Annotated in this window: 7 protein-coding genes; 6 read left to right on the top strand and 1 reads right to left on the bottom strand. The window is 73.2% G+C overall.

Translation table 11 applies throughout. From position 1 onward, the window contains the following. Nucleotides 1-2 precede the first annotated feature (2 nt). The gene (gene dapD / locus O7631_RS00515; RefSeq protein WP_278142544.1) at nucleotides 3-962 is read right to left on the bottom strand and encodes a 2,3,4,5-tetrahydropyridine-2,6-dicarboxylate N-succinyltransferase; all 960 of its coding nucleotides are present in this window, start codon (nucleotides 960-962) and stop codon (nucleotides 3-5) included. A 77-nt stretch (nucleotides 963-1,039) separates the two neighbouring features. Here dapD and dapE point away from each other — a divergent pair, with 77 nt between their 5' ends. From dapE to O7631_RS00485, 6 genes are all read left to right on the top strand, one after another. Continuing rightward, a complete protein-coding gene (gene dapE / locus O7631_RS00510) occupies nucleotides 1,040-2,113 on the top strand; it encodes a succinyl-diaminopimelate desuccinylase (RefSeq protein WP_088987737.1) in 1,074 nt (357 codons plus the stop codon). 380 nt (nucleotides 2,114-2,493) lie between these two features. Beyond that, a complete protein-coding gene (locus O7631_RS00505; protein WP_269682447.1) occupies nucleotides 2,494-3,357 on the top strand; it encodes a TIGR00730 family Rossman fold protein in 864 nt (287 codons plus the stop codon). Next, the gene (locus tag O7631_RS00500; RefSeq protein ID WP_278142543.1) at nucleotides 3,357-3,902 is read left to right on the top strand and encodes a TIGR00730 family Rossman fold protein; all 546 of its coding nucleotides are present in this window, start codon (nucleotides 3,357-3,359) and stop codon (nucleotides 3,900-3,902) included. The genes O7631_RS00505 and O7631_RS00500 overlap by 1 nt, the downstream gene beginning before the upstream one ends. A 157-nt stretch (nucleotides 3,903-4,059) precedes the next feature. Continuing rightward, nucleotides 4,060-7,632: an ATP-dependent DNA helicase gene (locus tag O7631_RS00495; protein ID WP_278142542.1), complete on the top strand. Its 3,573-nt coding sequence runs from the start codon at nucleotides 4,060-4,062 to the stop codon at nucleotides 7,630-7,632. Further along, entirely contained in the window at nucleotides 7,632-11,087 is a 3,456-nt protein-coding gene (locus O7631_RS00490) for a UvrD-helicase domain-containing protein (protein WP_278142541.1), read from the top strand. The genes O7631_RS00495 and O7631_RS00490 overlap by 1 nt, the downstream gene beginning before the upstream one ends. A gap of 226 nt (nucleotides 11,088-11,313) precedes the next feature. Next, complete coding sequence (locus O7631_RS00485; protein WP_007464836.1) at nucleotides 11,314-11,517, top strand: cold-shock protein; 204 nt, start codon at nucleotides 11,314-11,316, stop codon at nucleotides 11,515-11,517. Nucleotides 11,518-11,556: the final 39 nt, after the last annotated feature.

Raw genomic sequence — 11,556 nt, 5'->3', positions numbered from 1 at the left:
CGTCAGTCGTTGGCGTGCAGGGCGGCGTTCAGCTCGATGCCCCGGCCGGTGCGCGGCTTCGCCTCCAGCGCGCCGGTCACCGAGTTCCGCCAGAACAGCAGCCCGTCGACGCCGGACAACTCGCGGGCCTTGACCACCCGACCGTCGGGCAGGGTGACCTTCGACGCGGCGGTGATGTAGCAGCCGGCCTCGACCACGCAGTCGTCGCCGAGCGAGATGCCGACACCGGCGTTCGCGCCGATCAGGCTCCGCTCGCCGATGCTCACCTTCTCGGTGCCGCCGCCGGAGAGCGTGCCCATGATCGAGGCGCCGCCGCCGACATCGGAGCCGTCGCCGACCACCACGCCCTGCACGATCCGCCCCTCGACCATCGAGGTGCCGACGGTGCCGGCGTTGAAGTTGACGAAGCCCTCGTGCATCACGGTCGTGCCGGCGGCCAGGTGAGCGCCGAGGCGCACCCGGTCGGCGTCGGCGATCCGCACACCGGAGGGCACCACGTAGTCGGTCATCCGGGGGAACTTGTCCACCCCGTACACCGCCAGGTGGCGGCCCGCGGCCCGCTCGATGACGCGCAGCTCGTCCACCCGCTCCGGTGGGCACGGCCCGGCGGACGTCCAGGCCACGTTGGCCAGCTTGCCGAAGATGCCGTCCAGGTTGACCTCGTTGGGTCGCACCAGGCGGTGCGAGAGCAGGTGCAGACGGAGGTACGCGTCGGACGCGTCCTTGATCGGGTCGTCCAGCGAGCCGATCACGGTGACCACCTGGACGGTACGCAGACCAGGCAGCGACCGGTCGCCGAGCGCCGCCGGTGGCAGGTCGAGCACGTCCGCCTTGTCCTCGCCGGCGACCAGCGGCAGCTCACCCAGGCCCAGCTTGCCGGTCGGGTACCAGGTGTCGAGCACCTGCTCGTCTGCGGTGACAGTGGCCAGGCCGATGCCCCAGGCCGAATCTGCGGACGTCACTGTTACACCTCTCGGTAGCGGCCGGCTGGCCTCAGCTCACTGCTCACGCTGACAGCCCTGAAGGTACCGTGCGATCCATGGAGAACCCGCTGACCCCCGAGGTCCTCGCCGATCCGGTACAGCTGACCCGCGCTCTGGTCGACATAGAGTCCGTGTCCCTCAACGAGAAGGCGATCGCCGACTGCGTTGAAGAGGTCCTGCGAGGTGTGCCGCACCTGAGCACCCACCGGCACGGCAACACCGTGATGGCGCGCACCGACCTCGGTCGGTCGCAGCGCGTCGTGCTGGCCGGGCACCTGGACACGGTGCCGCTCAACAACAACTTCCCGTCGACCATGCGTGGCGACCTGATGTACGGCTGTGGCACCTCCGACATGAAGTCGGGCACCGCGTACGCGCTGCACCTCGCGGTGACCCTGCCCGACCCGCGCTACGACGTGACGTACTTCTTCTACGAGGCCGAGGAGATCGAGTCCCGCTACAACGGGCTGAACCTGGTCGCCCAGGCGTACCCGGAGTGGCTGGAGGCGGACTTCGCGGTGCTGCTGGAGCCGACGTACGGCATCGTCGAGGCGGGCTGCCAGGGCACCATGCGCTCGGTGGTCACCACGACCGGGGTACGCGCCCACTCGGCGCGCTCCTGGCACGGGGTGAACGCCATCCACGCCGCCGGTGAGGTGCTGCGACGCCTCCAGACGTACGAGGCACGTCGGGTCACGATCGACGGCTGCGACTACCGCGAGGGCATGAACGCGGTGCGGATCGGCGGTGGAGTGGCGGGCAACGTGGTCCCCGACCACTGCGAGATCGAGGTCAACTACCGGTTCGCCCCGGATCGCAGCCCCGCCGAAGCGGAGGCGCACCTGCGGGAGGTGTTCGCCGGTTTCGAGGTGAAGGTGACCGACATCGCGCCGGGCGCGGCCCCCGGTCTGGAGGCGGCTCCGGCCAAGGAGTTCCTGGCCGCGGTGGGCGCCGCGCCGATCGGGAAGCTGGGCTGGACGGACGTGGCGCGCTTCGCGGCGATGGGCATCCCCGCGCTGAACTTCGGCCCCGGTGACCCGAACCTCGCCCACCACCCCGACGAGCACGTCGAGATCAGCAAGATCCGCGACGGCGCGGCCACCCTGCACCGCTGGCTGGCCCCGGCCTGACCGGGCGGCGGCCCCGGTTCCCGGCGGGGCTCTCGCCCCGGTGATCAAGAGGTTTGCGTCAGCCTGGCCCGTTGTCGGCGACGCAAACCTCTTGATCGGACCCGGTTGGTGCGGGAGAGGCGGGGGAGAGGTTCAGGTCCCGGGTGCGGCGGCGTTCGGCCACGACGTCTCGGATCCGTCGCTGCATCTGGCGACGGATGCGGACCATCTCGCTGTTACTGATCACGCTGTCTCCTCCCCCGAAGGCGCGCGCCGGGGCATACCCGGTATGTGAATAGTAAGACGTACGGGAGAGCCGAATAGTTGCCCTTGATCGCGAACAATTTCTCGGCGTCCCCGCCCCGCGCACCCGGCGGGTGCTGCTCCACTACGGTTGCTCCATGAGCCAGAGCAACGGGCGGGAGGCCGGTCGCGGTCCCGGACAGGAGCGACACCGGGGCGCGGTCACGCTGCGCAGAGGTGCGATCCCGAGCAGCACGGCCGATCAGCGGTTGCTGGATTCGCGGGGCCGGGGCGACTGGAAGACCAAGGACGCCTGGCGCGCGCTGCGCATCCTCTCCGAGTTCGTCGAGGGTTTCGACACCCTCGCCGACCTGCCGCCGGCCGTCAGCGTCTTCGGCTCCGCGCGCAGCGGTCCGGACAGCGCCGAGTGTCAGCTGGCCGAGCAGTTGGGCGGCGCGCTCGCCCGGGCCGGCTACGCGGTGATCACCGGTGGTGGGCCCGGTGTGATGGAGGCTGCCAACCGTGGGGCCAGCGAGGCCGGCGGGCTCTCCGTCGGGCTCGGCATCGAGCTCCCGTTCGAACAGGGCATCAACGAGTGGGTCGACCTGGCCATCGACTTCCGCTACTTCTTCGCCCGCAAGACCATGTTCGTCAAGTACGCCCAGGCGTTCGTCGTGCTGCCCGGCGGTTTCGGCACGATGGACGAGCTGTTCGAGGCGCTCACCCTGGTGCAGACCGGCAAGGTCACGCGGTTCCCGGTGGTGCTGATGGGGGTCGCGTACTGGCAGGGGCTGCTGGACTGGCTGCGCGACACGATGGCCGCCGACGGCAAGATCGGCCCGGTCGACCTGGAGCTGATCTGCCTCACCGACGACGTGAACGCGGCGGTCCGGCACATCGTCGAGGCCGAGGCCGCGCTGTCCGCCGAGCAGGAGGCGGTCCGCGACGAGGTCGTCGCCCGTACCGGGGCGGACCAGCAGGCAGCAGCCGAACAGGCCGCCGAGCACCCGCGGGACAACTGATGGCGGCGATCTGCGTCTTCTGCGCCTCGTCCCGCACGCTGGACCAACGCTGGTTGGACCTGGCCACCGAGACCGGCGCCGAGCTGGCCCGGCGCGGGCACACGCTGGTCAGCGGTGGGGGCTGCGTCGGCATGATGGGAGCACTGGCGGACGGCGCGCGGTCCGCCGGTGGGCGCACCCTCGGGGTGATCCCCCAGTCGCTCGTCGACCTGGAGGTCGCCGACCTGGCCTCGGACGAACTGCTGGTCACCGACTCGATGGCCAGCCGCAAGACCCTGATGATCGAGAAGTCGGACGCCTTCCTCACCCTGCCCGGCGGGCTGGGCACCCTGGACGAGCTGTTCGAGGTCTGGACCACCGCGACCCTCGCCCTGCACGCCAAGCCGATGGTGCTGATCGACACCGACGGGTTCTTCCGCCCCCTGCTGGACTGGCTCGACAGCCTGGCCGAGCAGAACTTCCTGAAGACCGCCGGTCGCGACCTCCTCACGGTGACCACCACCGTCCCGGAAGCCCTGGACGCGCTGGAGTCCCGCCTGACCTGACCGCGCCGCCCCTCTTTTGTTGTTGATCATGAAGTTAGCGGCGCGACACGCCGACAGCGGCACCGCTAACTTCATGATCGACGGAGCTGGATGGTGGGGTGGGGTGGGGCCTGGGTGGGGGCGGGTGGGTGTCGTACGGGTTTGATGGGATGAGCTGATGCAGGCGTACCGGTTGGTGCGGCGGTCTGGTGGGCCGGCGCGGGAGGGCGACGGCGTGCCGGGCGGCAGCGCCGACGGCACCGCGCTCGCCGACCACGGCACCCCGGTCGCCGGTGGCAGCGGGCTGGCCGACCGGGACGGCGGGGCGCCCGGCCGACGGGTCGACCCCGTGCAGGCCGAGGTGGTCGGGCACACCGACGGCCCGATGCTCGTGCTCGGCGGCCCGGGCACCGGTAAGACCAGCACCCTGGTCGAGGCGGTCGCCGCCCGGGTGGCCGAGGGAGTCGACCCGGAACGCATCCTGGTGCTGACCTTCGGCCGTCGAGGAGCCACCGCGCTGCGGCAGCGCATCGAAGCCCGGATCGCGCAGGACGGTCACCGGGTGTTGCGCGAGCCGCTGGTGCGCACCTTCCCGGCGTACGCCTTCGGGTTGCTCCGCCGCGCCGCCGCCGAACGGGGTGAGCCCTCGCCCCGGCTGCTCACCGGCCCCGAACAGGATCTGATCATCCGCGAGCTGCTGGACGTGGTGGGCGAGGAGCCCGAGGACGACCCCGTCGGCTGGCCGACCGACCTGCGCCCCGCCCTGCGTACCCGGGCGTTCGCCGGTCAGCTACGCGACCTGCTCATGCGCGCCGCCGAGCGGGGTGTGGGCCCGGTCGACCTGGCCCGACTGGGCGAGAAGCTCGGCCGCGAGGACTGGCCGGCCGCCGCCCGCTTCCTCCGGGAGTACGTCAGCGTGCTCGCGCTGCGCGACGTCAGCAACCGGGGCTCCATCGCGTACGACCCGGCCGAGCTGGTCCGGGCGGCCACCGGGCTGCTCCGCGACGACGAGGAGTTGCTGGCCGCCGAACGCCGCCGCCTCGCCCACGTCTACCTCGACGAGTTGGCCGACACCGACCCCGCCCAGATGGAGCTGCTCTCGGTCATCGCCGGCGGAGGCACGTCACTCGTCGCGTTCGCCGACCCGGACTCCTCCACGTACGCCTTCCGGGGTGCCGACCCGGCCGGGGTGGCCACGTTCCCGCACCGCTTCCGCACCGCTTCCGGGGCGCCGGCCGCACAGGTGCTGCTGACCACGTCGTACCGGGCCGGGCCGGATCTGCTCGCGGCTGTCGCTCGGCTGGGCCGCCGGTTGCGCGGCCCGGCGGCGCACCGCCGGCTGCACCCGCTGCCGGACGCGCCGCCCGGGACGGTCGAGGTCCACACGTTCCGCTCCGCGACCAGCGAGGCCGCGTGGCTGGCCCACTCGCTGCGTTCGGCCCATCTGCTCGACGGCGTGCCCTGGTCGCGGATGGCGGTGCTGGTGCGGTCCACCGCGTTGCAGCTGCCCACCCTGCGACGGGCGCTGCACGCGGCCGGCGTACCCACTGTGGTGCACGGCGAGGACCTGCCCCTGCACCTGCAACCGGCGGTCGCGCCGCTACTCCTCCTGCTGCGGTGCGCGCTCGAACCGGAGAGTCTGGACGAGGAGGCGGCGGTCGCGCTGCTGCACTCGCCTCTCGGTGGCGCCGACCCGCTGGCCGAGCGGCGGCTGCGGCAGGGCCTGCGCGCGCTCGCGCTGGCCGGCGGTGACCGACGCCCGTCCGGGGAGCTGATCGTGGAGGCGCTGCGCGATCCCGCGGAGCTGGCCGACATCGACCGGCACTGGGCCGAACCGGCGCAGGCGGTGGCCGGGCTGCTGGCCTGCGCGCGGGACGCCGCCGCCCGACCCGGGTCGACCGCCGAGGACGTGCTCTGGGCGGTCTGGCACGCCAGCAACCTCGCCGAGCGTTGGGCGGGCGCGATCCTCCAGGGTCGGCCGGCGGCCGGTGAGGGCGACCTGGCCCGGCGGCGGCGGGCCGAGGCGGCCGACCGCGACCTGGACGCGGTGCTGGTGCTCTTCGACGCGGCGGCCCGGTTCACCGACCGGCTACCCGGTGCCCGCACCGAGGTCTTCCTCGACCACGTGCTCGCCCAGGACCTGCCGGCCGACACCATCGCGCCGACCGCCGACCGGGGCGCCGCGGTACGCCTGCTCACCGCGCACGCCGCGAAGGGCCTGGAGTGGGACCTGGTCGCGGTGGCCGGCGTACAGGAGGGCATCTGGCCGGACCTTCGACTGCGCGGCAGCCTGCTCGGGTCCGAGCGGCTGGTCGACGTGTTGGCCGGTCGGTCCGTCGACGGGGCGACCGCGGCGAACGTGGTGGGTCAGACCTCCGCTCTGCTCGACGAGGAACGCCGGCTCTTCCACGTCGCCATCAGCCGGGCCCGGCACCGGTTGCTGGTCAGCGCCGTCGCGTCGGCCGCCGTCGGCGGTGACGACCACGAGGAACAGCCGAGCCGGTTCCTGCACGAGCTGGTCCCCAACACGCCGCCCCGACCGCCGGACGGCACCGGACCGGCCGACCCGACCGCGCCGCCCGGCCCGCGCAACGGTCCGCAGCGCGGCGGCTCCACCGGCGGTGTGCCCGGCGGTACGTCCTCCGACGGCGGCACGCCCCTCGCCGACGGCGGGACCGGCGGCGGGACCGACGGTGACGTGAATGACGGCGACGGCGAGGCGGACCGTCCCGGGGCGCTGCCGGTGACCCGTCCACCCCGGGCGCTCACCCTGCCGGCACTCGTCGCGGAACTGCGTACCGCCATCACCGACCCGGCCGCTCCGGCGGGCCGGCGGCGCGCCGCGGCGGCCGAGCTGGCGCGGCTCGCCGCCGCCGGGGTGCCCGGCGCCCACCCCGACGACTGGTGGGGGTTGCGCGCGCTGTCCGACGACCGGCCGCTGGTCGACGAGGGTAAGCCGGTACGGGTCACCCCGTCGGCGATGGAGAGCGCACTGCGGTGCAGCCTGCGGTGGTTGCTCGAACGGCACGGCGGTAGCGGCCCGACCAGCACGGCGCAGGGCGTGGGCAACCTGGTCCACGCCGCCGCGATGCTCGCCGAGGACGCCAGCGCCGACCGGGGCGCTCTGCTCGACTACGTGGCCGCCCGGTTCGACGCGATCGAGTTGGCCGCCCGGTGGATGGCCGGGCCGGAGCGCGAGCGCGCCGAGGCGATGGTCGACAAACTGCTGCGCTGGTTGGCCACCAACCCGCGCCGGCTGCTCGCCATCGAGCACGAGTTCGCCGTCCGCCTGGACGACCCGAACCGGCCGGTGGACCTGGCCGGGCGGGTCGACCGGTTGGAGATCGACGAGGCCGGTCGGCTCGTGGTGATCGACCTGAAGACCGGCAAGTCCACCGCCGTCACCGGTGCCGAACTGGCCGAACATCCGCAGCTCGGCGCGTACCAGGCGGCGGTGGAGGCGGGGGCGTTCGCCGAGTTCGGGGACGAGTCGGGGGGCGCCGCGCTGGTGCAGCTCGGCACCTCGGCGAAGGACGCCCGGGAGCAGAACCAGCCGGCGGCGGGCGAGGGACCGGCGGCCGGCTGGGCGACGGCACTGGTCCGGCGCACCGCCGATACGATGGCAGCCGCCACGTTCGCCGCGGTGGCCAACTCGAAGTGCCGGGTCTGCCCGGTGCGGACCAGCTGCCCGGTCTCCGGGCAGGGACGCCAGGTGGTCGAGCCGCCCACCGTCCGTCCCCCGGAGAACTGATGACCCAGCCCACCCTGTTCGGAGCGGGCCCCGCGCCGACGCCCCGGCGGGCGGACTCCGGCCCCCGGTACACGCCCACGGAGCTGGCCAAGCTGCTGCGGTTGCCGGCGCCCACCCGGGAGCAGGCCGCGATCATCGCCGCCCCGGTGGAGCCGCTGCTGGTGGTCGCGGGCGCCGGGTCGGGCAAGACCGAGACGATGGCCGCGCGGGTGGTCTGGTTGGTGGCCAACTCGTACGTGCGCCCGGAGCAGATCCTCGGGCTGACCTTCACCCGCAAGGCGGCCGGCGAACTGGCCCACCGGGTCCGTACCCGGCTCGATCAACTGATCCGCCGGGTCGGCCGGCAGGGCCGGGACCCGCTGGACGACCCGCTCGCGGGTGAGCCCACCGTCTCCACCTACCACTCCTACGCGGGGCGCATCGTCACCGAGCACGGGCTGCGGGCCGGTTACGAGCCGTCCACCCGGCTGCTCACCGAAGCCTCCCGGTGGCAGTTGGTCGACCTGCTGGTGCGCAACTACGACGGCGACATGTCCGAGGTGGACCGGATGCCGAGCACCATCACCGACGCGGTGCTGGCGCTCGCCGGTGAGCTGGACGAGCACCTGGTGGCGCCGGACCAACTGGCCGCCTGGACCGGTCGCTTCTTCGCCGAGGTGCAGTCCCGGCCGGGTCGCGTGTACGCCGACGTGCGCAAGGCGCTCGCCCTGCAACAGACCCGGCTGCGCCTGCTGCCCCTGGTGCGGGCGTACGCCCGGCGCAAGGAGGACTTCGAGGCGATGGACTTCGCCGACCAGCTCGCGCGGGCGGCCCGGGTGGCCCGGGACCACCCGGCGGTCGGCCAGATCGAGCGGGATCGTTTCCGGGTGGTGTTGCTCGACGAGTACCAGGACACCAGCCACGCCCAGGTGGTGCTGCTCAACGCGCTGTTCGGCGGCGGCCACCCGGTGACCGCCGTGGGCGACCCGTGTCAGTCCATCTACGGCTGGCGGGGGGCCAGCGCCGGCACCCTGGACCGGTTCCCCGCCGAGTTCGCCCGCGTCGACGGCCGACCCGCCGAGGCGCTCGGGCTCACCACGAGCTGGCGTAACCGTCCGGAGATCCTCCGGGTGGCGAACGCGCTGTCCACTCCACTACGCGCGGCGGGCGCCCAGGTGCCGGAGCTGCGCTCGGCGTTGACCGTCCGGGAGCCGATCCCGCACCGCAGCCCCGGTGGTGCGGCCGGGGGCACCGTGCACTGCGCGATGCTGTCGACGTACGCCGACGAGGCGGACTGGATCGCGGACAGCGTGCTCGCCGCCTGGCGTGGTGCGGCCCGGATGCCGGGCGCGGCTCCCGAGCACATCCCGGTGGCGCAGCGTCCGACGACGGCCGTGCTGGTCCGGGTACGCAGTCAGATCCCGGCGATCGAGTCGGCGTTGCGCGAGCGCGGCCTTCCGGTGGAGGTGGTCGGGCTGGGCGGCCTGCTGGACACTCCCGAGGTCCGTGACGTGGTCTGCACGCTGCGGGTGCTCGCCGATCCGACCGACGGCGCCGCGCTGTTGCGGTTGCTCACCGGCGCCCGTTGGCGGATCGGGCCACGGGATCTGGTGGCGCTGCATCGGCGGGCTCGGGCGATCGCCCACTCCCGTCGGCAGGTCGCCGCCGACGATGCCTCGGACATCAGCCCGGACCTGCTGGACGAGGCGACACTGGTGGAGGCGCTGGCCGATCTCGGCCCGGCGCAGGCGTACTCGGCGGAGGGTTTCGCGCGGTTGCGCGCGTACGGGCTGGAGTTGGCGCTGCTGCGCTACCGACTGGACCAGCCCCTGCCGGACCTGATCGCGGACATCGAGCGGACCATCGGCCTGGATGTGGAGGTCGCGGTGCGGGCCGGCCGGGACGGCGCCGGCGACGCGGGTCTGGCCCGGGGGCACCTGGACGCGTTGGGGGACGTGGCGGCCCGTTTCAGCGGGGAGACCCCGGGCGCGACGCTCTCCGGTTTCCTGTCGTACCTGGCGGCCGCCGAGGACGAGGAGCGCGGCCTGGCACCGGGCGAGGTCGAGGTGGTGGAGGGCGCGGTGCAGGTGGTCACCGCGCACGCCGCCAAGGGCCTGGAGTGGGACGTGGTGGCGGTGGCCGGGCTGAGCCGTGGGCTGTGGCCGGGCCCGGTCCGCAACTCCGATCACTGGCTGGGCGGGCTGGGTGTGCTGCCGTTTCCCCTGCGCGGTGACGCGGACGGGTTGCCCGAGCTGGCGCTCGACGAGGCGGCCGACCAGCGGGCTGTCGCTCGGGCGGTGACCGACTTCACCGACGCGTGGCGGGCCCACGACGAGCGGGAGGAGCGCCGGCTGACGTACGTGGCGGTCACCCGGCCGCGCCGCCTGCTGCTCTGCTCCGGCTACTGGTGGGGGGAGGGCACGAAGCGACCGCGAGGTCCGTCGGTCTTCCTGCGCGAGGTGTACGACGCGTGTCTCGACGGCGGGCCGGGGCACCTGATCGACGTGTGGGCGCCGGAGCCGACTCCGGATGCGACGAACCCCACGGCCGAGGTGGTGCTCCGCGCGGAGTGGCCGGCCGACCCGCTGGGTGGCCGTCGGCCGGCGCTGGCGGAGGCGGCCGGGCTGGTGCGCCGCCTGATGACCGACGGTCCGAGCGCGGTGGTCGCCGGGCCGGTGGGGCCGGTGCTGCCCGGGCCGGTGGGGTCGGTGCTCGCCGGGTCGCCGGGGGCGGTGCTCGCCGAGTCGGCGGAGTCGGAAGCGGAGCCGGAGCCGGACCCGGAGGTGGCGCGCTGGCAGCGCGAGGCGGATCTGCTGCTGGCCGAACGGGCCGAGCTGACCAGGCTCTCCGGTGCGGTCGAGGTGGCACTGCCCGGGCAGTTGAGCGTGACGCAGCTGGTGGCGTTGCGGCGTGACCCGGCGGGGTTGGCCCGTACGCTGCGCCGTCCCGTTCCGACCGAACCCAACCCGTACGCGCGTCGAGGCACCGCCTTTCACGCCTGGTTGGAGCAGCGCTTCGGCGCTGACCGCCTGCTGGACCTGGACGAGTTGCCGGGTGCGGCGGACGCGGATGCCGCGCCCGACGAGGCGCTGGTCGAGCTTCAGGAGCGGTTCCTGGCCAGCGAGTGGGCCGACCGGTCGCCGGTGGAGGTGGAGGTGCCGTTCGCCACGGTGATCGCCGGGGTCGTGGTGCGGGGGCGGATGGACGCGGTCTTCGCCCGGCCGGGTGGGCGGTTCGACGTGGTCGACTGGAAGACCGGTGCGCAGCCGACCGGGCCGGCGGCGGACGTGGCCGCCGTGCAGTTGGCCGTGTACCGGCTGGCCTGGGCGGAGTTGGCCGGTGTGCCGGTCGACCGGGTGGGTGCCGCGTTCCACTACGTCCGGCACGGGGTGACGGTCCGGCCTGCCGATCTGCTGGACGTGGCGGGGCTCACTGCCATGATCACTCAGTTGCCCGAAGATTCCGCCCAACATTGACCATGGCGGGGAAATCCGTGGTAGGTTGACCGGGTTGCAGTTTTGGTTACCAGAGACTCTGTGTGCGCCTGGCGGGATTGTGGCCCCAGGCGCTCTTTGTTGTGTCCGGAGTTCTCCGGGCGGGGCGACCAGAAGCGACAGGCGATTCGCGCATCCCCGCGCGGAGCGCTCCTCTTCGGGCACGCAACAAGTGCGGGTCCGACGTTCCGTCAAGGAGACGAAACACATGGCTATTGGCACCGTGAAGTGGTTCAACGCTGACAAGGGCTTCGGCTTCATCACCCCGGACGGCGGCGGCGCTGACGTCTTCGCCCACTTCTCGGCGATCCAGTCCTCCGGCTACCGGAGCCTGGACGAGAACCAGCGGGTCGAGTTCGAGGTGACCCAGGGCCAGAAGGGCCCGCAGGCGGAGAACATCCGCCCGCTCTGATCTTCGGATCGGTCAGCATTACCTGTCGCGCCCTCCGGG

The organism is Micromonospora sp. WMMD967 (assembly GCF_029626165.1).
Classification (GTDB): Bacteria; Actinomycetota; Actinomycetes; order Mycobacteriales; family Micromonosporaceae; genus Micromonospora; species Micromonospora taraxaci.
The sequence above is the reverse complement of the archived record's forward strand: the minus strand, read 5'-3'. Positions and strand labels throughout refer to the sequence as shown.

Coding starts and splice junctions, on each gene's coding strand:
- dapE (WP_088987737.1), top strand. CDS start 1,040: ATGGAGAACCCGCTGACCCCCGAGGTCCTCGCCGATCCGGTACAGCTG.
- O7631_RS00505 (WP_269682447.1), top strand. CDS start 2,494: ATGAGCCAGAGCAACGGGCGGGAGGCCGGTCGCGGTCCCGGACAGGAG.
- O7631_RS00500 (WP_278142543.1), top strand. CDS start 3,357: ATGGCGGCGATCTGCGTCTTCTGCGCCTCGTCCCGCACGCTGGACCAA.
- O7631_RS00495 (WP_278142542.1), top strand. CDS start 4,060: ATGCAGGCGTACCGGTTGGTGCGGCGGTCTGGTGGGCCGGCGCGGGAG.
- O7631_RS00490 (WP_278142541.1), top strand. CDS start 7,632: ATGACCCAGCCCACCCTGTTCGGAGCGGGCCCCGCGCCGACGCCCCGG.
- O7631_RS00485 (WP_007464836.1), top strand. CDS start 11,314: ATGGCTATTGGCACCGTGAAGTGGTTCAACGCTGACAAGGGCTTCGGC.